The 24,253-nt window shown below is 70.1% G+C and carries 22 protein-coding genes; 15 read left to right on the forward strand and 7 right to left on the reverse strand.

The features are described from left to right. Positions 1–67: 67 nt before the first annotated feature. The 3 genes from OG302_RS36125 to OG302_RS36135 all read left to right on the forward strand — a co-directional run bounded on the left by OG302_RS36125 (position 68) and on the right by OG302_RS36135 (position 2,601). Positions 68–577 carry a flavin reductase family protein gene (locus OG302_RS36125; RefSeq protein ID WP_371530617.1) on the forward strand — a complete coding sequence of 170 codons (510 nt, stop codon included), beginning with the start codon at positions 68–70 and terminating at the stop codon, positions 575–577. A gap of 229 nt (positions 578–806) precedes the next feature. Continuing rightward, the gene (locus tag OG302_RS36130) at positions 807–1,592 is read left to right on the forward strand and encodes an electron transfer flavoprotein subunit beta (RefSeq protein ID WP_371530618.1); all 786 of its coding nucleotides are present in this window, start codon (positions 807–809) and stop codon (positions 1,590–1,592) included. Positions 1,593–1,638: 46 nt separating this feature from the next. Then, the gene (locus OG302_RS36135) at positions 1,639–2,601 is read left to right on the forward strand and encodes an electron transfer flavoprotein subunit alpha/FixB family protein (protein WP_371525927.1); all 963 of its coding nucleotides are present in this window, start codon (positions 1,639–1,641) and stop codon (positions 2,599–2,601) included. A gap of 100 nt (positions 2,602–2,701) precedes the next feature. On the opposite strand, the gene OG302_RS36140 is transcribed toward OG302_RS36135, so the two are convergent. Then, complete coding sequence (locus OG302_RS36140; protein WP_371530619.1) at positions 2,702–3,598, reverse strand: endonuclease/exonuclease/phosphatase family protein; 897 nt, start codon at positions 3,596–3,598, stop codon at positions 2,702–2,704. 230 nt (positions 3,599–3,828) lie between these two features. Between OG302_RS36140 and OG302_RS36145 the strand changes: the two genes are divergently transcribed. Both OG302_RS36145 and OG302_RS36150 read left to right on the forward strand, forming a co-directional pair. Further along, positions 3,829–5,121, forward strand: coding sequence for an aldolase/citrate lyase family protein (locus OG302_RS36145; protein ID WP_371530620.1), 1,293 nt, complete (start codon positions 3,829–3,831; stop codon positions 5,119–5,121). Between the two features lie 75 nt (positions 5,122–5,196). Next, positions 5,197–6,903: a serine/threonine-protein kinase gene (locus OG302_RS36150; protein ID WP_371530621.1), complete on the forward strand. Its 1,707-nt coding sequence runs from the start codon at positions 5,197–5,199 to the stop codon at positions 6,901–6,903. 40 nt (positions 6,904–6,943) lie between these two features. Here OG302_RS36150 and OG302_RS36155 read toward each other — a convergent pair whose 3' ends face one another. Next, positions 6,944–7,990 (reverse strand): LacI family DNA-binding transcriptional regulator, encoded by a 1,047-nt coding sequence (locus OG302_RS36155; RefSeq protein WP_371530622.1) that lies wholly within the window; start codon positions 7,988–7,990, stop codon positions 6,944–6,946. Positions 7,991–8,162: 172 nt separating this feature from the next. Here OG302_RS36155 and OG302_RS36160 point away from each other — a divergent pair, with 172 nt between their 5' ends. Continuing rightward, entirely contained in the window at positions 8,163–9,128 is a 966-nt protein-coding gene (locus tag OG302_RS36160) for an ROK family protein (protein ID WP_371530623.1), read from the forward strand. Positions 9,129–9,268: 140 nt separating this feature from the next. Here OG302_RS36160 and OG302_RS36165 read toward each other — a convergent pair whose 3' ends face one another. Continuing rightward, positions 9,269–11,347, reverse strand: a complete 2,079-nt coding sequence (locus OG302_RS36165) for an NPCBM/NEW2 domain-containing protein (RefSeq protein ID WP_371530624.1) — start codon at positions 11,345–11,347, stop codon at positions 9,269–9,271. A 267-nt stretch (positions 11,348–11,614) separates the two neighbouring features. Here OG302_RS36165 and OG302_RS36170 point away from each other — a divergent pair, with 267 nt between their 5' ends. From OG302_RS36170 to OG302_RS36180, 3 genes are read left to right on the forward strand one after another with little or no spacing between them, the layout of a single operon-like run. Then, entirely contained in the window at positions 11,615–12,883 is a 1,269-nt protein-coding gene (locus OG302_RS36170) for an ABC transporter substrate-binding protein (RefSeq protein ID WP_371530625.1), read from the forward strand. A gap of 20 nt (positions 12,884–12,903) precedes the next feature. Continuing rightward, a complete protein-coding gene (locus OG302_RS36175) occupies positions 12,904–13,818 on the forward strand; it encodes a carbohydrate ABC transporter permease (RefSeq protein ID WP_371530626.1) in 915 nt (304 codons plus the stop codon). Beyond that, entirely contained in the window at positions 13,815–14,741 is a 927-nt protein-coding gene (locus OG302_RS36180) for a carbohydrate ABC transporter permease (protein WP_371530627.1), read from the forward strand. The genes OG302_RS36175 and OG302_RS36180 overlap by 4 nt, the downstream gene beginning before the upstream one ends. 116 nt (positions 14,742–14,857) lie before the next feature. On the opposite strand, the gene OG302_RS36185 is transcribed toward OG302_RS36180, so the two are convergent. Beyond that, positions 14,858–15,466: an MmpS family transport accessory protein gene (locus OG302_RS36185; protein WP_371530628.1), complete on the reverse strand. Its 609-nt coding sequence runs from the start codon at positions 15,464–15,466 to the stop codon at positions 14,858–14,860. 333 nt (positions 15,467–15,799) lie between these two features. On the opposite strand from OG302_RS36185, the gene OG302_RS36190 reads away from it, so the two are divergent. Further along, positions 15,800–15,979, forward strand: coding sequence for a hypothetical protein (locus OG302_RS36190; protein ID WP_371530629.1), 180 nt, complete (start codon positions 15,800–15,802; stop codon positions 15,977–15,979). 218 nt (positions 15,980–16,197) lie between these two features. Here the strand turns inward: OG302_RS36190 and OG302_RS36195 are convergent, their stop codons facing one another. Further along, complete coding sequence (locus OG302_RS36195; RefSeq protein ID WP_371530630.1) at positions 16,198–16,575, reverse strand: STAS domain-containing protein; 378 nt, start codon at positions 16,573–16,575, stop codon at positions 16,198–16,200. Between the two features lie 305 nt (positions 16,576–16,880). Between OG302_RS36195 and OG302_RS36200 the strand changes: the two genes are divergently transcribed. Continuing rightward, entirely contained in the window at positions 16,881–17,924 is a 1,044-nt protein-coding gene (locus OG302_RS36200) for an NUDIX domain-containing protein (protein ID WP_371530631.1), read from the forward strand. Positions 17,925–17,987: 63 nt separating this feature from the next. Here the strand turns inward: OG302_RS36200 and OG302_RS36205 are convergent, their stop codons facing one another. After that, complete coding sequence (locus OG302_RS36205; protein ID WP_371530632.1) at positions 17,988–19,343, reverse strand: dipeptidase; 1,356 nt, start codon at positions 19,341–19,343, stop codon at positions 17,988–17,990. Positions 19,344–19,478: 135 nt separating this feature from the next. Between OG302_RS36205 and OG302_RS36210 the strand changes: the two genes are divergently transcribed. Next, positions 19,479–20,681: a geranylgeranyl reductase family protein gene (locus OG302_RS36210; RefSeq protein ID WP_361840463.1), complete on the forward strand. Its 1,203-nt coding sequence runs from the start codon at positions 19,479–19,481 to the stop codon at positions 20,679–20,681. 42 nt (positions 20,682–20,723) lie between these two features. On the opposite strand, the gene OG302_RS36215 is transcribed toward OG302_RS36210, so the two are convergent. Further along, positions 20,724–21,209 carry a nitroreductase family deazaflavin-dependent oxidoreductase gene (locus OG302_RS36215; protein WP_371530633.1) on the reverse strand — a complete coding sequence of 162 codons (486 nt, stop codon included), beginning with the start codon at positions 21,207–21,209 and terminating at the stop codon, positions 20,724–20,726. 174 nt (positions 21,210–21,383) lie between these two features. On the opposite strand from OG302_RS36215, the gene OG302_RS36220 reads away from it, so the two are divergent. From OG302_RS36220 to OG302_RS36230, 3 genes are all read left to right on the forward strand, one after another. Beyond that, positions 21,384–22,082 carry a TetR/AcrR family transcriptional regulator gene (locus tag OG302_RS36220; protein WP_371530634.1) on the forward strand — a complete coding sequence of 233 codons (699 nt, stop codon included), beginning with the start codon at positions 21,384–21,386 and terminating at the stop codon, positions 22,080–22,082. A 178-nt stretch (positions 22,083–22,260) separates the two neighbouring features. Next, positions 22,261–23,517, forward strand: a complete 1,257-nt coding sequence (locus OG302_RS36225) for a sensor histidine kinase (RefSeq protein ID WP_371530635.1) — start codon at positions 22,261–22,263, stop codon at positions 23,515–23,517. After that, a complete protein-coding gene (locus OG302_RS36230) occupies positions 23,514–24,179 on the forward strand; it encodes a response regulator (RefSeq protein ID WP_371530636.1) in 666 nt (221 codons plus the stop codon). Before OG302_RS36225 ends, OG302_RS36230 begins: the two co-directional genes overlap by 4 nt. Positions 24,180–24,253 lie beyond the last annotated feature (74 nt).

The following is a 24,253-nucleotide window of genomic DNA, read 5'->3' on the forward strand; positions in this document are numbered from 1 at the left end:
AGTGCGCGCTGTCCGGGCTGCTGAGCAGCCACGGAACCGCTCGTACCTCCTGCAGAAGGACAAGTCCATGACGGCCACGCCCGATCTCCGCACTCCCCAGCTCGCCTCCCCCGACCTCCTGCGCTCCGTCTTCCGGCAGCACGCGGCGGGGGTCGCCGTGATCACCGCCCAGGGCCCCTCAGGGCCGGTCGGCTTCACCGCCACCTCGCTCGTCTCGGTCTCCGCCGAGCCCCCGATGCTCTCGTTCGGCATCGGTACGGGAGCCTCCAGCTGGCCCGCCGTCTCCGAGGCCGAACACGTCGGCGTCCACATACTCGGCGAGCACCAGCTCGAACTCGCCACGACCTTCGCGCGCAGCGGCGCCGACCGCTTCGGCGCGGACACCCGCTGGTACGAGGGGCCCGAGGGGGTCCCCGTGCTCGACGGCACGCTGGCGTGGCTGGTGTGCAGGGTCGCGGCGCGGGTACCTGCCGGTGACCACCGGATCGTCCTCGCGGAGGCCGTGGTGGGCGACCCCGCGGGCGCCGGTCGGCCGCTGCTCTATCACCAGGGGCGCTTCAACGCTCTGCGCGACTGAAAGTTCCCGGGTGGCCTTCCCGAAGCCGATTACAGAGCGTTGGGAAGGTCACAGTTCAAAGCGCTTGCTTAGTGGGAATGACATAGGTGTACTGGCGAGTAATATTCTGGTCGGAGCGCGGGCCGCCCCGACCGGGATCCGCCCCTGCGGGCGCCTATGCTGCCTGCAGGAAGGCAGTGGCCAGAGCAAGGCAGCAGCCCAGTAAAGACGATGCAGTAGGAGAGCCGGCGTGAGCTTGAGGATCGTTGTCACCGTGAAGTACGTGCCGGACGCCACCGGCGACCGGCACTTCGCCGATGACCTGACCGTCGACCGGGATGACGTCGATGGCCTGCTGTCGGAGCTGGACGAGTACGCGGTCGAGCAGGCCCTGCAGATCGCCGACGAGGCGGACGACGCGGAGATCACCGTGCTGACCGTCGGTCCCGAGGACGCCAAGGACGCCCTGCGCAAGGCGCTGTCCATGGGCGCGGACAAGGCCATCCACGTCGAGGACGGCGACCTGCACGGCACGGACATCATCGGTACGTCGCTGGTGCTGGCGAAGGCGATCGAGAAGGCAGGCTACGACCTGGTGATCTCGGGCATGGCGTCCACCGACGGCACCGCCGGTGTGGTCCCGGCGCTGCTGGCCGAGCGTCTGGGCGTGCCGCAGGTCACGCTGCTCTCCGAGGTGTCGGTGGCGGACGGCAAGGTCACGGGCCGCCGGGACGGCGACGCCGCATCCGAGCAGCTGGAGGCCGCGCTGCCCGCCGTCGTGTCGGTCACCGACCAGTCGGGCGAGGCGCGCTACCCGTCCTTCAAGGGCATCATGGCCGCCAAGAAGAAGCCGGTTCAGGCCTGGGATCTGTCGGATCTGGACCTGGAGGCCGAGGACGTGGGCCTGGAGGGTGCCTGGACGAAGGTCGACTCGGCCACCGAGCGTCCCGCGCGCACCGCGGGCACGATCGTCAAGGACGAGGGCGAGGGCGGCAAGCAGCTCGCCGAGTTCCTCGCGGGCCAGAAGTTCATCTAGTCCCCCTCCCCCGATTCGCTGACACCTCAAGGAAACTGGAAGAGTCATGGCTGAAGTTCTCGTCTATGTCGACCACGTGGACGGTGCCGTCCGCAAGCCCACTCTTGAGCTGCTGACGCTGGCCCGCCGGATCGGTGAGCCCGTCGCGCTGGCGCTGGGCAACGGCGCCGCGGAGACCGCCGGTGTCCTGGCCGAGCACGGCGCGGTGAAGGTACTGACCGCCGATGCCGCCGAGTTCGCCGACTATCTCGTCGTACCGAAGGTGGACGCGCTGCAGGCCGCCTACGAGGCCGTGTCCCCGGCCGCCGTGCTGGTGCCGTCGTCCGCCGAGGGCAAGGAGATCGCGGCGCGCCTCGCGGTCCGTATCGAGGCCGGTCTGATCACCGACGCGGTCGACCTGGAGGCCTCCGCGGAGGGACCGGTCGCCACGCAGTCGGCGTTCGCCGCCTCCTACAGCACCAAGTCCCGCGTCTCCAAGGGCACTCCGGTGATCACGGTCAAGCCCAACAGCGCGGCCGTGGAGGCCGCCCCGGCCGCCGGCGTTGTCGAGGCGCTGGCCGTGTCCTTCTCGGCGCAGGCCACCGGCACCAAGGTGACCGGGCGTACGCCGCGTGAGTCGACCGGGCGTCCGGAGCTGACCGAGGCCGCGATCGTGGTCTCCGGCGGCCGTGGTGTGAACGGCGCGGAGAACTTCCACCTCATCGAGTCGCTGGCCGACTCGCTCGGTGCGGCCGTCGGCGCCTCGCGTGCCGCGGTGGACGCGGGCTGGTACCCGCACTCCAACCAGGTCGGCCAGACCGGCAAGAGCGTCTCGCCGCAGCTGTACATCGCCTCGGGCATCTCCGGTGCGATCCAGCACCGGGCGGGCATGCAGACCTCCAAGACGATCGTGGCGATCAACAAGGACGCCGAAGCCCCGATCTTCGACCTGGTCGACTACGGCGTGGTCGGCGACCTCTTCGACGTCGTCCCCGCCCTGACCGAAGAGGTCAACACCCGCAAGGGCTGACCCCCGGCAGGACCAGCGGCACCTGTACGAGGCCTTCGCCACCGCACACACGCGGCGGCGAAGGCCTCGCCGCGTCACAGGGTCAGTTCACGGTGCCGGTTCACAGGGTCAGCGAGGCCTGCACCGGCAGATGGTCGCTCGGGAACTGGCCGCCCTGCGAGAAGGTGTTGATGGCCGCCGAGTGGACCCGCACTCCGGGCGTCGCCAGGATCCAGTCGATCCGGTCGCCGTCCGGCACCAGCGGCTTGTAGCCGTGGAAGGTGGCGTACGCCTTGCTGCGCTCGTCCGCCGCGTCCCACGTGTCGACGAGACCGGCGCCCAGCATCGTGTCGTAGACCGCGTTCTTGTGTGCCGCGACATTGAAGTCACCCGTGACCAGGAGCGGCACGGACCGGTCGAGGGCGGCGATCCGATCGGAGATCAGACTCGCGGCACGCGTGCGTGCGTACTGGCTCGCGTTGTCGAGGTGGGTGTTGAGGACGTACAGCTCGCCGTCCGTGCGCAGGTCGTGGAAGCGGACCCGGGTGACCATGCGGATGGAACCGCCGCCCCAGGTGTTCGACCCGATGACGTCCGGGGTGTCGGAGAGCCAGAAGTGGTCGTACTCGATCGGCGCGAGCCTGCGGGTGTCGTAGAAGACGGTCATGAACTCGTCCCGGCTGCCGCCCGCACGGCCGGTGCCGATCCAGTCGTAGTGCGGGCCCAGGTCCTGGGCGATGTCCCGTACCTGTTGGTAGAGGCCTTCCTGGGTGCCGATGACGTGAGGGCGCGCGCGGCGCAGCAGTTCCCGGGTCACCGGGCGGCGGTCGGCCCAGGTGTTGGGCGGCGTGGTGCCCGCGTAACGGAGATTGAACGACATGACCTCCAGGCGGCGCCCCGCGCGTTCCACCGCGTGGACGGGCGAGGCGGCGAGCGCGGTGGTGAACAAGGGCAGGGCCACCGCGGCGAGCGCGGTCTGCAGGCCGAAGCGGCGCGTTACTCGGGTGTCATTCGGCACGCGGTCTCCTTCAGGGGGTGACGGTCAGGATGAGGTGCGGGCGCGCGAGTGCGGAAGCAGGATCTGAGACATGGGTGAACGGACGTGGTCCGGCAGACGAGAGGGTGTTGACCAGCGGGAAGGTCGCCGGATAACTTCGCCATGCGGATTGTTGATTCCGTGAAGCGGAAGTTCTGAATAATCCTGAGTGGTCCTGAGTGTGTGGTCCCGAGTGTGTGGAGGGTGCAGGAATGGGTCAGCAAGAGAAGGTGGCAACGAGTCTCGCGGGCGCGGTCAGCGAGGGCATCAGCGCTTCCCTCGCCCCGGTGGACGCGGAGCTCGAGCGCCGCTACCCCGGCGACCCGGGCACCCGCCAGCCGGTCCACACCGTGTACGTACCCGGTGAGCTCTTCGGCGCCGACACCATCCGTACGTGGGGCGACCAGGCACTGAAGGCCCTCGACGAGCACGCCCCGGACGCCGCCTCCTTCGCGGCCGTCCTCGGCCTCGCCGACGACCTGGCCGCGCCGGTCTACGACCGCGTGCGCGCCAAGCTGGAGCGCGAGCCCGTCGAGGACCTGCGCATCGACTTCGAGGACGGCTACAAGGGCGCGGACGAGGACCAGGACGCCGCCCGCGCGGCCCGTCTGGTCGCCGAGTCCTACAAGAACGGCACCGCGGCCCCGTACATGGGCATCCGTATGAAGTGCTTCGAGGAGAACGTGCGCGACCGCGCCATCCGCACCCTCGACATCTTCCTGTCCGGCCTCATGGAGGCGGGCGGTCTCCCGGACGGCCTCGTCCTGACCCTGCCCAAGGTGACGTACCCCGAGCAGGTCACCGCGATGGTGCGCCTCCTGGAGGAGTTCGAGAAGGTGCGCGGCCTGGAGCCGGGCCGTATCGGCTTCGAGATCCAGATCGAGACCAGCCAGTCCATCCTGGCCACCGACGGCACCGCCACCGTGGCCCGCATGATCGGCGCCGCCGAGGGCCGCGCCACCGGCCTGCACTACGGCACCTTCGACTACAGCGCCTGCCTCGGCGTCAGCGCCGCCTACCAGACCAGCGACCACCCGGCCGCCGACCACGCCAAGGCGATCATGCAGGTCGCCGCGGCCGGCACCGGCGTCCGCGTCTCGGACGGCTCCACCAACGTCCTGCCCATCGGCACCACCGAGAAGGTCCACGACGCCTGGCGCCTGCACTACGGCCTCACGCGCCGCGCCCTGGCCCGCGCCTACTACCAGGGCTGGGACATGCACCCCGGCCACATCCCCACCCGCTACGCCGCCGTGTTCGCCTTCTACCGCGAGGGCTTCGAGCAGGCCGCCGCGCGCCTGTCCGCGTACGCCGCCCACCGCGAGGGCGGCGACGTGGCGGACGAGCCGGCATCGGCCAAGGCGCTCGCCGGCTACCTGCTGCGCGGCCTGGACTGCGGCGCCCTCGACGTCGGCGAGGTCACCCGGCTCACCGGCCTGACGCTGGCCCGCCTGCAGAGCTTCTCGGGCCCGCGCCGAGGCGACCTCACACCGCACGGCAAGTAACTCCCGGCACGCCCTGTCACCCCTGCCCCGTAGTCTGTGAGCCACGAAAAGTGGTGGCACAGGAACGGGGCAGCGGTGACTTCGGGGGATCAGGAACAGACGGGCGGTGTCGGCAGGCTCCTTGCCGGGCGCTACCGCGTGGCCGCGCAGCTCGGACGCGGCGGCATGGGCGTCGTGTGGCGCGCCGTCGACGAGGTGCTCGGCCGCGAGGTCGCCGTCAAGGAACTGCGGACGTACACGGACGCGGCCGGGCCCGAGCTGGCCGACCTGCGGGTGCGGATGCAGCGCGAGGCCCGCGCGGCCGCCCGGGTGCGCCACCCCGGGGTCGTCGCCGTGCACGACGTGGCGGAGGTCGACGGGCGGCCCCTGATCGTCATGGAGCTGGTGGACGGCCCCTCCCTGGACGACGTACTGCGCGATCGCGGCACCCTGGACCCCCGCGAAGCGGCGGCCGTCGGCGCCAAGGTGATGGAGGCGCTCGCCGCCGCCCACCGCGCCGGAGTCCTGCACCGCGACGTCAAGCCCGGCAACATCCTCCTGGAGACCGGCGGACGCGTCGTCCTGACCGACTTCGGCATCGCCACGATGGATGACCCGGGTGACGGCTCCGCCACACACCTCACGCGTAGCGGCGAACTCGTCGGCTCCCTGGACTACTTGGCGCCCGAGCGCGCCCAGGGCCAGGACCCCGGCCCCGCATCCGACGTATGGGCCCTGGGCGCCACGCTGTACGCGGCGGTCGAAGGCGCATCGCCGTTCCGCCGTACGTCGACGTGGTCCACGCTCACCGCCATCGTCACCGACCCGCTGCCCGAGCCGCAGCGGGCGGGACCCCTCATCCCCGTGCTGCGACAGCTCATGCACAAGGACCCGCTGGCCCGGCCGGACGCGGAGCAGGCGGCGCTGATCCTCGCCGACGCGGCGGGCGGCGCGGTCACCGCCGCTCTGCGCGAGCCCGAGCCACGGCCGAGGGAACCCACGGAGCGGAGCATCCCGAGCGGACCTCCGCCGGGCTTCGGTCCGCCGCTCGCCGCGGTGTCCCCGCAGGTGGCGCCGGTCGCCGGGCCCGCGGCCACGCCACCCTCCCCGCACCGCCCGCGCCGCGGCAGGGCGCTGCTCGCAGCGGTGGCTGTCGTCGTCGTCCTGGCGGCGACCGGGGTCACCGTGGCCCTCCTCAACGGCCGAGAAGACAGCGACAGCCAGGCTCAGGGCTCCGCGTCCGGGAACACGGCCGAGCCCGCGGCCGGCGCCAGCCGCGGCGCGCTCGACGGCGCGAACGCGCCCAAGCCCTCGAAGCAGGGCGACGAGAAGACCCGGAAGCCGGACGCGAAGCCCTCAGCCGACCGGGACGACGCCACGTCTTCCAAGGCCCTCAAGGCGCCCAAAGCCCCCAAGTCCAAGGACGACCCGTCGACCGAGCCCACCGGGGGCGGCGGCACCACAGGCGGCGGTTCCGACGGCTCCGGCGGCACGGCGGGCGGCGGCGACCCGGCCCCCGAAGCGGCCTGTCACTCCGCGGGCGGCGGCAAGTACGACTGCTCGGTCTGGCGTTCGTCGACGTCGTACACCGCATCGGGCGCCGAGGCGGGCGTACTGAACGCGGGCACGAACTACTTCTACTGCCAGCAGAACCTGGGCCGTCGCGAGACGCACGGCGAGTGGACGAACGTCTGGTGGGCGAAGACGGACGACGACAGCGGCAACACGGGCGTCTTCATCAGCGACGTCTACATCAAGGGCGGCGACAACGACAAGCCGCTGCCCGGCCTCCCGGTCTGCTGACCGCGCCCGCACCGCAGCCCGCATTGCGGCCCGCCGGCCGTCAGCCCGCGGGCGGCAGTTCGCCCGAGCCGCGCTGGATGAGCCGCGTCGGGAGTTCGATGCGCTCCGGAGCGTCGGACGCGCCGTCCAGCTGACGGAACAGGCGCTCCGCGGCGGTCCTGCCCAGCTGCGCGGCGTCCTGGGCGACGACGGTCACGCCCGGCTGCAGCAGGTCCGCGAGCTCGATGTCGTCGAAGCCGACGAGGGCCACGGGCCGGGAGTGCCCGGCGAGGACGCGGACGACCGTCACCGTCACGCGGTTGTTGCCCGCGAAGATGGCCGTGACGGGATCGGAGCCACCCAGCATCGTCCTGGTGGCCTGCTCCACGCGGTCCGGGGCGGTGGGGCCGAGGGACATCCACTCGTCCTCGACGGGGATGCCCGCGTCCTCCATCGCCGCGCGGTATCCGCGCAGCCGCTCTATGGCGGTGTGGATGCGCGGCTGGTCGCCGATGAAGCCGATGCGGCGGTGGCCGTGGGCGATGAGATGGGCGACGCCGTCGCGCGCGCCGCCGAAGCTGTCGGAGAGCACGACATCGGCGTCGATCTTCCCGGCGGGCCGGTCGACGAAGACGGTCGCGACTCCGGCGGCGATCTCCGGATCCAGATAGCGGTGGTCGTCACCGGCCGGAATGATGACGAGTCCGTCGACCCGGCGCGCGCACAGCGCGAGCACCAACTCCTGCTCGCGGTCCGGGTCTTCGGCGCTCGAACCGTTGATGAGGAGCGCGCCGTGGGCGCGCGCCACTTCCTCCACGGCGCGGCTGAGCGGCCCGTAGAAGGGGTCGGCGAGGTCTTCGAGGACGAGGCCGATGCTGGCCGTGCGGCCCTTGCGCAGCACGCGCGCGCTGTCGTTGCGCCGGAAGCCGAGCGCGTCGATGGCCTCCTGCACGCGGCGTTCGGTGTCCGGGGTGACGCCCGGCTCGCCGTTCACGACACGGGAGACCGTCTTGAGGCCGACTCCGGCGCGGGCGGCGACGTCCTTCATGGTCGGACGGTTGCCGTAGCGGGGTTCGGGTCGCTCGGGTCGGCTGGCGGTCTCGGCCACGGTGCGCTGTCCTGTCGTCGACGAAGGTGAGCTGAAAGTGGTGCGTAAGTGATGTGGCGTCGAGCATAGAACCTGGACAACGTTGTCAGATGCAAGAGAGACTGTCCATCACATTCTCCGGCCTGCCCTTTCACCAGGGGAGCCTGCCCCTTCACCAGGAGATCTGAGACTGATGCACACCGACCTCGTCGCCGCTCTCGACATCGGCGGCACCAAGATCGCCGGCGCCCTGGTGGACGGGCACGGCCGGATCCTGCTGCGCGCCCAGCGGCCCACGCCCGCGCGCGAGGACGGCGACACCGTGATGCGGGCGGTCGAAGCGGTCATAGGTGAGCTCACGCGCTCCCCGCTGTGGGGCAGGGCGCACGCCGTCGGCATCGGCAGCGCGGGCCCCGTGGACGCGTCGGCGGGGACGGTCAGTCCCGTCAACGTTCCCGGGTGGCGCGGCTACCCGCTGGTCGAGCGGGTGCGCGCGGCCACCGGCGGCCTGCCGGTCGAGCTGGTCGGGGACGGCGTCGCGATGACGGCGGCCGAGCACTGGCAGGGCGCGGCGCGCGGGCACGACAACGCGCTGTGCATGGTGGTGTCCACCGGAGTCGGCGGTGGACTGATCCTCGGGGGCAAGCTGCACCCCGGTCCCACCGGGAACGCGGGGCACATCGGGCACATCAGCGTCGATCTGGACGGTGACGCCTGCCCGTGCGGGGCGCGCGGGTGCGTGGAGCGCATCGCGAGCGGGCCGAACATCGCGCGACGCGCCCTTGAGGGCGGATGGCGTCCGGGGGCCGACGGCGACACGTCCGCCGCCGCGGTTGCCCTCGCCGCGCGGGCCGGGGACCCGGTGGCCGTCGCCTCCTTCGAACGGGCGGCGCAGGCGCTCGCCGCGGGCATCGCCGCCACGGCGACGCTCGTCGAGATCGACATCGCCGTCATCGGGGGCGGGGTGGCGAAGGCGGGGAACGTGCTCTTCGACCCGCTGCGCCGGGCTCTGCGGGACTACGCCACGCTCTCGTTCGTACGTCATCTGACCGTGGGTCCGGCCTTGATGGGGACGGATGCCGGGTTGGTGGGGGCCGCGGCGGCCGCGCTCAGCCAGGAGGACAGGTCTGTGGACTTGCGTCCTGTTGTGGGGAGTTGACGACTGCGGGACCCGGGGGCTTCGTCTGATAGCGGGCCGGGCTGAAGTGCTTCAGCCCGGCCCGCAGTCGATGGTCCACGCTCGGCTCGGCGGACCGGCCGCGCGAAGCCTCGTCGGCTCAGCCGCCGGGAGTCCCGCTCTCAGCAGCTGAGCACCGGGTCCGCCCAGTCCGCGTGGTCGGAGTCCCTGCCGTCACCGCCGTCCGTGACGACGAGGCGTACGACCTGGGCGCCGGACACGTCGGCCGAAATCCCTTGTGCGGCATCAGCATTGGTCAGGACGCCGGTCGACGCGGCCTTCTTGCCGTCCGCCCAGATCTCGAAGGTGACCGTGCCCTTCGGGTCCTTCTCGTCGTCGACGCCCACCTGCGCGGTGACCTTCTCGCAGGACGCGCCGGTGTAGTACTCGACGGCGCTGTCGGCGTGCACTCCCAGACCCTTGGCGTGGACCACTCCGCCGATGGTGATCGGCTTGCCGTCGCCCGCCGCGCTCTCGCCGTTGCTGGTGTCCTTCTCGACGGGGCCCCAGCCGTTGACCGTCGACATCCACGGCAGGTCACTGACCGCCGAGTTGCCCGCGGGCGGCGCCACGACGACATGCGCCGTCAGCGGCAGCACGCTGTCGGCGCGGGTGCCGCCGGGGGAGCGGTAGGCGGCCTTCAGCGTGAGGTCGTACGCTCCCGGCGCCGCGCCCCGCGGTGCGGTCACCGTCCACGACGTACTCAGCGACTTGTCCGTACGCAGGGAGCTCGCGGTCGAGGGCGACGTGGCCTTGATCCGCCAGCCGGAGGGCCCCGTGAAGGTGGCGGACACCTGCTGCGCGGGGGTGCGTCCGAGGTTGGTGACCTTCGACGTCAGCTTCGCGGGCTTGCCCGCCTCCACCAACGGGGCGCCAGTCAGGCCGAGTTCGACGGCAGGCGGGTTCTTGGCCCACTTGCCGTCCGCCGCGACCCGCAGCAGTACGGTGCCGTGCGCGGGGACGGTCGCCGAGATCTTGCCCGCCGTGTTGTAGCTCTTGTGCTTCCACAGGTCGCGCAGCGTGTATCCGTCGGCGTCCGGGAGCCCGACGGCCTTCGCCGACGTGGCGATCGACTGCGCGGTGCCCGTCTCGTTGAAGAGCGCGACCGCCCGGCTGCCGTCCTTCATCTCCTTGGCGACGACCCAGCGGCCGCCTTCCGAGGACAGCACGTCGCCCTGCTTGCCCAGCGGGTCCTGGTCGACGGCGATGACTTCCTTGTTGCCGATGATGTCGAAGGTCTCGGGCGTGGCCTTGCGCAGGTCGGAGCCGATGAGCAGCGGCGATGCCATGATCGACCACATCGAGAAGTGCGTGCGGTACTCGGTGGCCGTCATGCCGCCGTTGCCGACCTCGAGCATGTCCGGGTCGTTCCAGTGACCCGGGCCCGCGTACTTGGCGAGCGGCAGGTTCTGCTTCATGATCGCCAGCATCGAGGACCAGTTGTCGCTGATGTCGCCGGTGGTGCGCCACAGATGCCCCACGTCGGCTGCCCACTCCCAGGGCTTGTTCTCGCCCCATTCGCAGATGCTGTAGACGATGGGGCGGCCGGTGGCCTTCAGCGCGTCACGCATCGCGATGTACCGCTTCTTGGCGTCGACGCCTTGGTTGTTGCAGTTGTCGTACTTGAGGTAGTCGACGCCCCAGTCGGCGAACTGCCGCGCGTCGCTGACCTCATGGCCGAGCGCCCCGGGGAAGCCGATGTCGCTGCAGGTCTTGGTGCCGGCGCTGGTGTAGATGCCGAGCTTGAGCCCCTTGGAGTGGACGTAGTCGGCAACTGCCTTGATGGCGCCCGGGAACCGCTTGGGGTCGGGCACCAGCTTGCCGTTCGCGTCCCGCTGCGGCAGCGCCCAGCAGTCGTCGAGGTTGACGTACTGGTAGCCCGCGTCCTTGAGGCCCTTCTCGACGAAGAGGTCCGCGATCCCCTTGACCATCGACTCGTCGAACTCGGCCCTGCAGTGGGTGGAGTTCCAGTTGTTGAAGCCCATGGGCGGGGTGAGGGCGAGACCGCCGGGGAGCTTCACGTCGGCGGCGGAGGGCCTCGCGCTCGCGGCCGCGCTCCGGTCGCCGGTGTCCTTCGCGCTACCCGCGCCGCCCGTGTCGCGTGCCGCCGCCGGTGCCGCGAGGCCGGCGGCGCACAGCAGCGCGGCGGCCAGCGACCCGACGACTCTTCGCCGGGTGGTGCGGGGTGAGAGATGACGCATCGTTACATTCCTCCGTACTCGCAGAAGTTGGGGGCTGCATGTACGTGTCAGAGGTGCGCGCTTACGGTAGGCCGTGTTGGACTCTGTTGGAAGAGGAGCCGTAACGGTTCGAGCACCCGGACGCCGAAACCCTTGACTGTGGTGGCGCTTGGGAGTGGGATCGCAACCCTTGCGTTCGGTTGTGTTCGTTTGCACCCCGAGGAGGGGGACATGGCACAGTCATCGTTCATGGGTCCTGCCACGCCTCGCAGCATGTCAGGACATCGGATGTCCCGACGGAATGTCCTGCGTGGTGCCGCCGCCGGAGCCGGAGCGGTCACCCTTCCGGCCCTGCTCACGGCCTGCGGTGACGGTCCGGGCGGCAACAAGGACGAAGTCTCGATGGGGTCCAATTCCTCGGACGCGGTGCCCAAGAAGGCGTTCGCCGCCGCCTTTGACGCCTATGAGAAGAAGTCCGGGAAGACCGTCAAGGTCAACACGACAGAGCACAACGAGTTCCAGCAGAACATCACGCGCTATCTGCAGGGCACACCGGACGACGTCTTCATGTGGTTCGCGGGCTACCGCATGCAGTACTTCGCCGAGAAGGGCCTGCTGATCGACATCAGCGACGTGTGGAAGGGATTCAAGGGCTTCTCGGACGCGCTGCGGGACCAGTCCACCCACGAGGGCAAGCAGTACTTCGTGCCGTATTACTACTACCCATGGGCCGTCTTCCACCGCAAGAGCCTCTTTGAGAAACAGGGCTACGAACAGGCCAAGACATGGGACCAGTTCATCGCGCTCGCCAAGAAGATGAGCAAGGACGGCACACCGGTCGCCTTCTGCGACAAGGACGGCTGGCCCGCCATGGGCACCTTCGACTACATCAACATGCGCTTGAACGGATACGACTTCCACAAGAGCCTGATGTCCGGCAAGGAAGCCTGGACCGACACCAAGGTCAAGAAGGTCTTCGACCTGTGGCGCGAACTCATGCCGTACTACCAGAAGGGCGCGCTCGGCCGTACCTGGGAAGAGGCGGGGCAGGGGCTCCAGCAGCGCAAGACCGCCATGGCCGTCTTCGGAATGCCGCACCCCGGCCAGCAGTTCCCGGCGGACGAACGCGACGACATCGATTTCTTCGCCTTCCCCGAGATCGATCCGGCGTACGGTCAGGACGCCGTGGAGGCGCCGATCGACGGATTCCTGGTGGCGAAGAAGTCGAAGAACGTCGACGGCGCGGAGGAACTCCTGAAATGGCTGGGAACACCGAAGGCCGAGGACATCTACCTCGCCGGTGACCCCAACAACGTCGCCGTCAACGACGGCGCGGACACCAGCAAGTACAGCCCCCTGCAGAAGAAGTCGGCTGAACTCGTCTCCGGGGCCAAGCAGATATCGCAGTTCCTGGACCGCGACACCCGGCCCGACTTCGCGCAGACCGTCATGATCAAGGCGCTGCAGGATTTCATCGACAACCCCAATGATGTCGACGGCCTGGTCAACAGCATCGAACGCCAGAAGAAGGACATCTTCTCCTCCGACGTCAGCTGAGTAGCGAGGGATCGCGCCCCGTGCCGCAGAAAACCGCGCGGCGCGCCGGACGGCGGGGACCACGGCGCTTCACACGCCGTGACATCGCCGTGCTCGGCGTGCTTCTGGGAATACCCGTCCTCCTCGACATCTTCATCATCTGGGGCCCGACCCTGGCCTCCGTCGGCCTGTCCTTCACGTCCTGGGACGGCATAGGCGACATCGAGTGGGTGGGCGGAAAGAACTACGGGAACCTGGTCGACAACTACCCGGCGTTCTGGCCGGCGGTCCGCCACAACCTGCTGTGGATTGCTTTCCTCGGCCTGGTGGCCACGCCGTTCGGCCTGCTCCTCGCGGTCGTCATCGACCGCGGAGTGCGCTTCAGCCGCTTCTACCAGTCCGTGCTCTACATGCCGGTGGTGCTCTCGCTCGCCGTGGTCGGCTTCATGGCCCAGCTGATCCTCGGCACCGACCAGGGCGTGGTCAACACGATCCTCAACAACCAACAAGACCCGATCGACTGGCTCGGGAACTCCGACATCAACCTCTGGATGATGATGCTGGCCGCGAGCTGGCGGCACACGGGTTACGTCATGATCCTCTACCTGGCCGGGCTCAAATCCGTCGACCCCGCCCTGAAAGAGGCCGCGCAGATAGACGGCGCGAACGCCCGCCAGACGTTCTTCCGCGTCGTCTTCCCGACCCTGCGCCCCGTGAATGTCATCGTCGGTGTCATCACGGTCATCGAGGCTTTGCGCGCCTTCGACATCGTCTACGCGGTCAACAAGGGCCGCAACGGCCTGGAACTGCTCTCCGTGCTCATCACCGACAACATCATCGGCGAGGCGAGCCGCATCGGATTCGGCTCCGCCATCGCGGTCGTACTCCTGACCGTCTCGCTCGGATTCATCGTGACGTTCCTGGTCCAAGAACTGCGAGGTGCGCGAGACCGATGACCGCCGACATCCGCACCACACCCCTCGGCAAGACCCCCGCCCCCTCCACCGAGAAGCGACCGGCCCGAAACCGCCGACCCGGCCGCTTCGGGGTACACATCTTCCTGATGGCGGTGACTCTGGCGTTCCTGGCACCACTTCTCCTGGCGGTCTACGCCTCACTGCGCCCGTACGAGGAAACCGCGCAGCACGGCTATTTCTCGTTCCCCGAGCACCTGTCGTTCGACTACTACCGCCAGGCCTACAGCGATTCCGGCATGGGCAAGTACTTCACCAACACGCTGCTCATAGCGGTACCGGCGGTCCTGGTGACCCTCTTCCTGGCGGCATTCGTGGCATTCGCCGTGTCCCGCCTCCGCATCCGCGGCGGAATGATCCTCCTGATGTTCTTCACGGCAGGAAACCTGCTGCCGCCCCAGGTCCTTGTCACCCCCCTGTACGTCCTCTTCCTCAAGATCCCCCTCCCTTGGTGGATGTCCGATTCCCTCACCCTGTACGACTCGTACTGGGCGATCATCATCGTCAACATCGGCTTCCAGGTAGGTTTCTGCGTCTTCGTCCTCTCCAACTTCATGCGGACGCTGCCACAGGAAATCCTGGAGGCGGCGATCGTGGACGGCGCGGGAGTATGGACGCAATTCTGGCGCATCACGCTCCCCTTGTGCCGACCCGCGCTGGCAGCGCTCGGCACCCTGGAATTCACCTGGATCTACAACGACTTCCTCTGGGCCCTCATCTTCATCTCCAACCCCGACAAACTCCCGATCACGTCATCCCTGAACAACCTGAGAGGCCAGTTCTTCACGGACTACAACCTTCTGGCAGCGGGCTCGGTCCTGGTAGCACTCCCCACGGTCCTGGTCTTCCTGCTCCTGCAGAGACACTTCATCGCGGGGCTGACGCTGGGGTCCAGCAAGGGGTGAGGGGGCGCGGCGTTGCTGACCCCAGGGGGAGAAGTTCTACGAGGTCGAGGTGTCCCATCGCGGCAGGATGCCGTGGAACCGGGGAGCACGGCATCCTGCTCGTCGCTGGCCCGGTTCTACTCCCAGCCGCCGGTGATTCCCCCGTTGAGCTGCGCGGAGCAGATGTTGTAGCCGCCCGATGCGTGGCCCTTCTTCGTCTGGCCGTTCACGGTCACCGAGCAGTTGATGTCGCCGCCGCCCCTCAGCTGCGCCGACACGTTGTAGTAGAGCGCCTCTGAGTCCAGTGTCAGCGTCTTCGTCATCGGCAGTCCCGCCCCTTGGCGGCTGTCACTGTCGCTGCCGTAGTTGACGTCGACGCCGGAGGACGCGGAACCCCACACCTTGAACACGACCTTGCCCTCGGGAGCTTTGTCCTCGGCCGGCTTCTTGGTTGCCTTGGGCTTCGGGGTCTTGGTGACGGTCTTGGTCGGCTGGGGCTTCCTCTTGGCCTTGGCTTCTCTCGCTGCGGCTGTCTTCGTCACGGTGACAGTCGGATGCGGTTTCGCGTCGGTGCTCGTCTTCTTCTGATCTTCGCCGCCGGCGGCCCCGATGCCCACGCCTACGAGCATGATGACGGCGGCGGCCGGGATGGCGACGCGTTTCCGCGCCCACTTCGGCCGCATCTGCGGCGCCGGAGCTGGGTCGGCGGCCGGCGGCTGGTACGGCGGTGGCTGACTGTGCGACATGAGTCCCCCAGGCGTTTAGAGGAGGACGACCGTATCGGGGGAACGATCCAATTGGCAGGACTTATGCGATTTGAGTGACAGAACCGTGGCGGCCGGCCACCGCGACCAGTGACGCGAGTACGGCATCTGCTCCCTCAGCCTTCCCGGCATCTAGTGACAGCGGGCGTCACGCCGACGGAGGCAACGCGCTGCGTGCGATTTCCGCCAGGTGAGGCAAGGGGCCGTCCGCATGATCCGGGTCGTGTCATGGGCTGTCATGTTCGGGGCTGACCAGCCGGATTGAGATCGTCGGGGCGTGGCCACCGACGACCCCCGGCAGACGGAGCGCACCGCATGAAAGCCCCGAAGTACGCGCGTGGAATTCCCGGCCTGTGCTGGGACGAGAGGCCCGGTGACGTCCTGCACTGCACCCTCGGGCAGGACCACGCCGGCGACCACTTCCACGCGTACACCCGCACCAGGTGGCCCAACCGTGTCCGCACCGCCCGGCGGTCCGCGTCGAAACCACGGTGAGTACGCGATTCACACGGGGTGTGAACGGAATGCATATATGCATCGTGCGCGCCTACTCCCGGTAACGGCATTTACGGGGCAGGCTGTTGGTGCTGCCCGGACCCCGCAGCACCCCCGCACTCCCAGCAGCCCAGCAGCCCAGCACCCCCTCAGCCCCCAGCACCCCCTCAGCCCCCAGCGCCGCCGCCGCGGCCCCTGGGCCCGTCGGCGGCGCGGGCTCACTTCTGTTGCAGGGCCTCCTTCAGGGTGGAGACCGGTAACAGCAAGGGCGTGAGGCCCGTGAGGCGCAGGATGCGGAGCGTCAGGGGGTGGGTGCAGACCACGGAGAAGCGGGCGTCGCGTGCCTTCGTACGGCGGCGCGCGCGGACCAGCAGGCTGAGGCCGGAGCAGTCGAAGAACGTGGTGTGGGTCAGATCGATGACCACGGTTGTCGCTGTCCCACCGGTGATGGGGTCGAGGAGCGGTGCGATCCGCTGGCAGGCCAAGAGGTCCACCTCGCCGTGCAGTTCGACGACGACCGCGCCGTTGTGTCCGTACACGCGCGGCTGTTGGTCGGAGTCCTCGAAGGCGAATTCGTTCAGTGCATCGGTTTGCACGTGTTCCCCCAGCGTTGAACATCGGCCGGGCCCTCGCGCGAGCGCGGTGCGTCGGAAGAGCCGGATTCAGGAGGTCACCAGGGGCTGGGGCGCCTGGCGGATCACGCTAGCGGGGGAGGGCCCGCCCCGCAGTGAGGGAACGATTCATGCAGGGTGACTGCCACCCGATGGGGTGAAGTAGATGCGAAACGCTTGACATGCCGCAGCACCTTTCGATCCAGGGAACGGTCGCCCCATCAGGACCTGGTTTCCGTGGCAGGGTGTTGCGGGCAAGCCACAGGGGGCCAACAGAAGAGGGGGGAACCGTGATCGTCTGGATCAACGGCGCGTTCGGTGCGGGCAAGACCAGCGCCGCACGGGAACTGATCGAGCTGATCCCGAACAGCACACTCTTCGACCCCGAGGTCATCGGCGGCGGACTGCGCGACCTGCTGCCGCCCAAGCGCCTCGCCGAGGTGAGCGACTTCCAGGATCTGCCGCTCTGGCGGCGGCTCGTCGTGGACACGGCGGCAGCCCTGCTCGCCGAGGTCGGTGGCGTCCTCGTGGTGCCCATGACCCTGCTGCGGCAGGACTACCGCGATGAGATCTTCGGCGGCCTCGCCTCGCGCAGGATCGCCGTACGACACGTCGTCCTGACCCCGGATGAAACGATCCTGCGCGAACGAATATCGGGACGCCCGGCCCCGGACCTCCCGAACGGCGAGACACGCGTGCGGCAGTGGTCGTTCGACCACATCGAGCCGTACCGCACGGCACTCGCGGGCTGGCTCGGCGCCGACGCCCACCGCATCGACACCGGCGCGCTCACCCCCTGCGAGTCCGCCGAGCGCATCGCCGCCGCCATACGCACCGGGGCCGCATCCGTCTGCGACATCGTGCAGACCCCCGAGCCCACCGCCGAGACACTCGCGGCCGGGGTACTGCTCTTCGACGAGCAGGGCCGGGTGCTGCTCGTCGACCCGACGTACAAGGCCGGCTGGGAGTTCCCGGGCGGTGTCGTCGAACGGGGCGAGGCGCCCGCGCGCGCCGGCATGCGCGAGGTGGCCGAGGAGACCGGCATCCAACTCGCCGACGCCCCCCGGCTCCTCGTCATCGACTGGGAGCCGCCCCGACCGCCCGGCTACGGAGGGATGCGGTTCCTCTTCGACGGCGGCAGCCTCGACGGCGGTGAGGCGCGGCAGATGCTGCTGCCCGGCCCCGAACTCCGCGACTGCCGCTTCGTCACCGAGGAGGAGGCGGCCCTGCTGCTGCCCTCCGTGCGCTACGAACGGCTGCGCTGGGCCCTGCGCGCGCGGGAACGCGGGGTCGCCCTCTACCTGGAGGCCGGGGTCCCCGTCGGCCGCCAGTGACTGACTGCGATCAGGCCTGCCCGACAGGGAGCGCAGGAGGTACAGCTCGGCCCGCGCGGTGGCTCAGCTCGCCGCGTACTTCTGGAGGAACAGCGCCTCCGCGACCGAGAGCCGCTCCAGCTCCTGCGGCGACACGCTCTCGTCGACCGCGTGGATCCGCGCCTCGGGCTCGCTCAGCCCGATCAGCAGGATCTCCGCGCGGGGGTAGAGCGCGGCGAGGGTGTTGCACAGCGGGATGGAGCCGCCCTGCCCGGCGTACTGCATCTCCTCGCCCGGGTACGCCTCGCCCATCGCCTCCGCCATGGCCGCGTACGCCGGGCTCGTGGTGTCCGCGCGGAACGCCTGGCCCTGCCCGATCTGCTCCGTGGTCACCTGCGCGCCCCAGGGGGTGTGCGTCTCCAGGTGCGCCTGCAGGAGCTTGGTCGCCTCGGCCGCGTCCACGCCCGGCGGCACCCGCAGGCTGATCAGTGCCCGCGCGCCCGCCTGCACGGACGGCGTCGCGCCGACCACCGGCGGGCAGTCGATGCCGAGCACCGTGACCGCGGGGCGTGCCCAGATGCGGTCGGCGACGGTGCCCTCGCCGATCAGCTGTACGCCGTCGAGGACCTTCGCGTCCCTCCGGAAGTCGCCCTCTTCGTACTGAAGCCCGTCCCACACCTCGTCGCCGGTGAGCCCGTCGACCGTCGTCGAGCCGTCCTCCGCGCGCAGCGAGTCGAGCACCCGCACCAGCGCCGCGAGCGCGTCGGGTGCGGCGCCGCCGAACTGTCCCGAGTGCAGATTGCCCTCAAGGGTGTCGATGCGGACGCGTACCAGGGTCATGCCGCGGAGCGTGGCGGTGACCGTCGGCAGGCCGACCCGGAAGTTGCCCGCGTCGCCGATGATGATCGTGTCGGCCGCGAGGAGGCCGGGGTGCTGCTCGGCGTACCGCTCGAGACCGCCGGTGCCCTGCTCCTCCGAGCCCTCCGCGATCACCTTGACGGTCACCGGGACGCCGCCGTTCGCCTTCAGGGCGCGCAGCGCGAGCAGGTGCATCAGGACGCCGCCCTTGCAGTCGGCGCTGCCGCGTCCGTACCAGCGGCCGTCGCGCTCGGTCAGCTCGAACGGCGGGGTGGTCCACGCGGCCTCGTCGAGCGGCGGCTGCACGTCGTAGTGCGCGTAGAGCAGCACGGTGGGAGCGCCCTCGGGGCCCGGCAGCACGCCGTACACGGACTGGGTGCCGTCCGGGGTGTCGAGCAGGGCCACGTTCTGGAACCCCTCGGCGCGCAGTGCGTCCGCCACCCAGTTCGCGGCAGCCTCGCTCTCGCTCCTGGGGAACTGGTCGAAGTCCGCCACCGACTCGAAGGCCACCAGTTCGGTGAGCTCCGCCTTCGCCCTCGGCATGAGTGAGGCGACGGTCTCGGCGATCGGATTCGGCGACATGGGCACGCTCCTCGTAGGTGCGACGTTGTACATATGCGGGTGCGGTGATCCTCCCACAGGAGGGTGCCCGAGGTGCCCGCCGTAGGATGCCTTGGAAAGCGCGGCCAACAGCTGGATCGGGAGCGGTAGACCAACGTGAGCAGCGAGAACTCAGCGGACGACGCGCAGTACGTGTGGGACGTCGTCGTGGTGGGAGCAGGGCCCGCGGGGGCGTCGGCAGCATATGCGGCGGCAGTCGCGGGACGCAGCGTCCTCATCCTGGAGAAAGCCGAACTGCCCCGGTACAAGACGTGTGGCGGCGGCATCATCGGCCCTTCCCGTGACTCGCTCCCGCCCGGGTTCGAACTGCCCTTCAGGGACCGGGTGCACGCGGTGACGTTCTCCCTGGACGGCAAGTTCTCCCGCACCCGCCGCTCGAAGCAGATGCTCTTCGGGCTGATCAACCGCCCCGAGTTCGACCAGCAACTGGTCGAGCACGCGCAGAAGGCGGGCGCCGAGCTGCGTACGGGGGTGACCGTCGCGCGCGTGGAGCAGCACGGCTCCTCGGTGCCCGACCGGCGGACGGTCGCGGTGGTCCTGCAGGGCGGCGAGACGGTGCTCGCCCGCGCGGTCGTCGGGGCCGACGGCAGCGCGAGCCGCATAGGAGCACATGTCGGGGTGAAGCTCGACCAGGTGGACCTCGGTCTGGAGGCCGAGATCCCGGTGCCGCAGAGCGTCGCCGAGGACTGGGCGGGCCGGGTGCTCATCGACTGGGGCCCGATGCCGGGCAGTTACGGATGGGTGTTCCCCAAGGGCGACACCCTCACCGTCGGTGTCATCTCCGCCCGCGGCGAAGGCTCCGCCACCAAGCGGTACTTGGAGGACTTCATCGCACGCCTGGGGCTCGCGGGCTTCGAGCCGAGCATCTCCTCCGGGCATCTGACGCGCTGCCGCAGCGACGACTCGCCGCTCTCGCGCGGCCGGGTCCTGGTGTGCGGTGACGCGGCGGGGCTGCTCGAGCCGTGGACCCGCGAAGGCATCTCCTTCGCGCTGCGCTCGGGGCGGCTCGCGGGGGAGTGGGCGGTGCGGATCGGCGAGGCGCACGACGCGGTCGACGCCCGCCGCCAGGCGCTGAACTACGCCTTCGCGATCAAGGCCGGCCTCGGTGTCGAGATGAGCGTCGGGCGGCGCATGCTCACCCTCTTCGAGCGCCGTCCGGGCACGCTGCACGCGGCGATCACCGGCTTCAGGCCGGCGTGGAACGCGTTCGCGAGGATCACCCGTGGCTCGACGACGCTCGGCGAGCTGGTCCGGAACCATCCGCTGGCGGGACGGGCACTGAGCGCGCTCGACCGGTAGAGCCGGTAGAGCAGCGGGGCCGCTCCGGGGCGGCCGGTGGTGTCACTTGGTGAGGGTGACGCGGAAGACGGGGTGGTCGCCTGCGGCCGCCTCGATCTCCGCGTCCGTGGACTTGGCGGTGACGCCCTTGAAGTACTGGTTGACCTCCCAGCCCCACTTCTCCAGGTAGCCGCGCAGCACCGGCAGCTTCTCGGCGTCCGGGACCTCCTCGACCGTGAACGCGCGTGTCTTGCGCCCCACGCGCAGCTCGCCCCCGCCCGCCACCCGCATATTGCGCACCCACTGCGAGTGCCCGCGCGCCGAGACCAGGTACTGGGCTCCTTCGTACGTGAACGGGTTCACCGGGATGCGCTGCATCTGCCCGCTCTTGCGTCCCCGGACGGAGAGCTCGGCCGACCCCATCAGGCTGATGCCGCGCCGTGCCAGCCAGCCGACCACGCTGTTGAGCCGCACGGCGAGCGGGCTGCCCTTGAGGTAGTAGGGGGTGGGGGACGACGACGAGGAGGCGTCGGAAGGGGACGAAGACATGGTGACCACCTGAGTCGGAAGAGTTTCCGAGAGCACTGCTCTCGCTTGAGAGCAGTGTGCACGAGACAGGTGCTCCATTACAAGAGCAGTGCTCTCTAATTTGTGCGCCGCTCACGTTCCAGTGCGCCGATCTCGTTTTGGTGCACTGCTCCGGACTCGTGGCACACTGCTTGCATGAGTAGCGCCACCAGCGGGGCCAGGGCCCGCGCCCGAGTCGAAGTGACCGCCGCCATCAAGGACGAGGCGCGCAGACAGCTGGCCGCCGACGGCGCCGCCAAGCTCTCGCTGCGCGCCGTTGCCCGCGAGCTCGGCATGGTGTCCTCCGCCCTCTACCGCTACTTCCCCAGCCGCGACGACCTCCTCACCGCGCTCATCATCGACGCCTACGACTCCCTCGGCGCCGCCGCGGAGAAGGCGCACGCCCAGGTCGCGCCCGCCGAAACGGTGCGGCGCTGGACGGTCGTGTGCGAGGCCGTGCGGTCCTGGGCGCTCGCGCATCCGCATGAGTACGCCCTCATCTACGGCTCGCCCGTCCCCGGCTACAGCGCGCCCGCCTCCACGGTCGAAGCCGCCGCGCGCGTCGGGCAGTTGCTCATCGGGATCGTGCGTGACGCCCATCAGGGGCGTGGCGTCGCCGTACGGCCGCTGCCGGGCGGGCTGCGTACCGAGGCCGAGCGGATCGCCGCCGACCTCGCGCCCGATCTGCCGCCGGCGGTGATCACCGCGATGGTCGCGGCGTGGGCCCAGCTCTTCGGGCTCGTGGGCTTCGAGGTCTTCGGGCAGTTCAACCGCGTCGTCGAGGACCGTGCGGGGTTCTTCTCGTACGCGGTCACTCAACTCGCCCACGGGGTAGGGTTGCTGGAGCAGAAGTAAGCCTTCGCGCAGCTCGCGCGCGCCCGGGTGGCCCGCGCCCGCTCGGAGCGTAGGGCGCGCGGCCCTGTGGCCTGGCCGCCGAGGACACCCACCCCGTCGGGGTACTCCAGCGGGAGTACGCGTGATCGCCACGCACGGCGGACGCCCGCCGCCGACCGCGCGGTCTAGCGTTGCCGTCATGGATGAGCAGCGCGAACGCAGGCGTGGCGGTCCGCCCCTGCCCTGGGGCGGACCGTCGGCGTGGCGGCAGGGGCCGCCCTGGTGGAACCAGCGCCACGAGACGGGGGACGTCACCAGGCTGCCGTGGCTGACGACGCTCGCGATCACCGTGTTCGTGCAGATCGGTTCGAAGTACGCCGCCGAGGGTCAGCTCGACCGGGAGCCGCTCGATGTCCATGCCCGGCTTCTGCTGCTCGCGGGCACGGCCTCGCTGCTGCTGCGCCACCGGTATCCGGTCCCGGTCGCCTACTTCACCGCGGGGACCGCGCTGGTCTACCTCGGAGCCGGGTACGCGTACGGCCCGGTCCTGCTCACCGTCGCCGTAGGCTGCTTCGCCGCGGTCGTCGCCGGGCACCGCCGCGCCGCGTGGGGCGCCGTCGCGATGCTGTGGGCGGGGCATCTGCTGGTCGCGCACTGGCTCTACCGGTGGTTGCCGCCGGACGGCGACGGCGCCCGGACCTGGGGCCAGGAAACCGTCGTCGCCGTCTGGGTCGTCGCCATCATCGCCGTGTCCGAGCTGGCCCGCGTACGACGTGAGCAGTGGATGAAGGAGCGTGCGGAGCGCGCGCGGGCGGCAGAGCGACGGGCCGACGAGGAGCGGCTGCGCATGGCCCGCGAGCTGCACGACGTCCTCGCGCACAGCATCTCCGTGATCAACGTCCAGGCGGGCGTCGGCCTCGCGCTGCTCGACTCCGACCCCGAGCAGGCCCGCACCGCCCTGACCACCATCAAGGCCGCGAGCAAGGAGGCCCTGGGGGAGGTCCGGCAGGTCCTCGACACGCTGCGTACGCCCGGCGACGCGCCGCGCGCCCCGGCCCCCGGGCTCGACCGGCTGCCCGAGCTCGTGGAGCAGGCGGCCAGTACGGGACTCACCGTCGAGGTCGACACGCGGGGGTCCCGCGTGAAGCTGGCGCCCGGCGTCGACCTCGCCGCCTTCCGCATCGTCCAGGAGGCCCTCACGAACGTCGTACGCCACTCCGGATCGCGGCACGCGCGCGTGCTGGTGCGGTACGAGGCCGCGGCGCTCACCCTGCGGGTGGACGACGACGGCCCCGCGACCGGCGCGGACGCGGGCGGCAGCGGCAACGGTCTCGCCGGGATGCGGGAGCGCGCAGCCGCCCTGAATGGCACGATCGAGGCGGGCTCGCGCCCGGACGGGGGCTTCCGCGTCACCGCCGTACTGCCCACCCGCACGGCACCCCAGGAGGACCAGTGATCCGCGTACTGCTCGCCGACGACCAGTCGCTGGTCAGAGCCGGCTTCAAGGCGCTGCTCGACGCCCAGCGGGACATCGAGGTCGCGGGCGAGGCGGCGGACGGCGAGGAGGCGGTGCGCAAGGTGCGCGAACTGCGCCCCGACGTCGTCCTGATGGACATCCGCATGCCGGTGCTCGACGGGCTCGCCGCCACCCGGAAGCTCACCGGCGAACCGGACCTGAACGACGTCAAGGTGGTCATGCTGACCACCTTCGAGCTGGATGAGTACGTCTTCGAGGCGATCCGTTCCGGGGCTTCGGGCTTCCTCGTCAAGGACACCGAGCCCGAAGAATTGCTGCGCGCCGTCCGCGCGGTGGTCGACGGCGACGCGCTGCTCTCGCCCGGCGTGACGCGCCGCCTCATCGCCGAGTTCGCGGCCCGCTCGAAGGAGCCCGCGAGCGCGGCGCCGCTGGGCGAACTCACCGAGCGGGAGCGGGAGGTGATGGCGCTGGTCGGCATCGGTCTGTCGAACGAGGAGATCGCCCGGCGGCTGGTCGTCAGCCCGCTCACCGCGAAGACGCACGTCAGCCGGACGATGGTGAAGCTGGGCGCCCGTGACCGCGCCCAACTGGTGGTGCTGGCCTACGAGTCGGGCCTGGTGCGCCCCGGCTGGCTGGGCTGACGCGCCCGCGCGTCCGTTCTCTCAGGCCACCGGCGGGCCTCCGGCGGGGGCAGGGAACTGGCCGCCGGAGGCTG

The organism is Streptomyces sp. NBC_01283 (assembly GCF_041435335.1).
Taxonomy (GTDB): Bacteria; Actinomycetota; Actinomycetes; order Streptomycetales; family Streptomycetaceae; genus Streptomyces.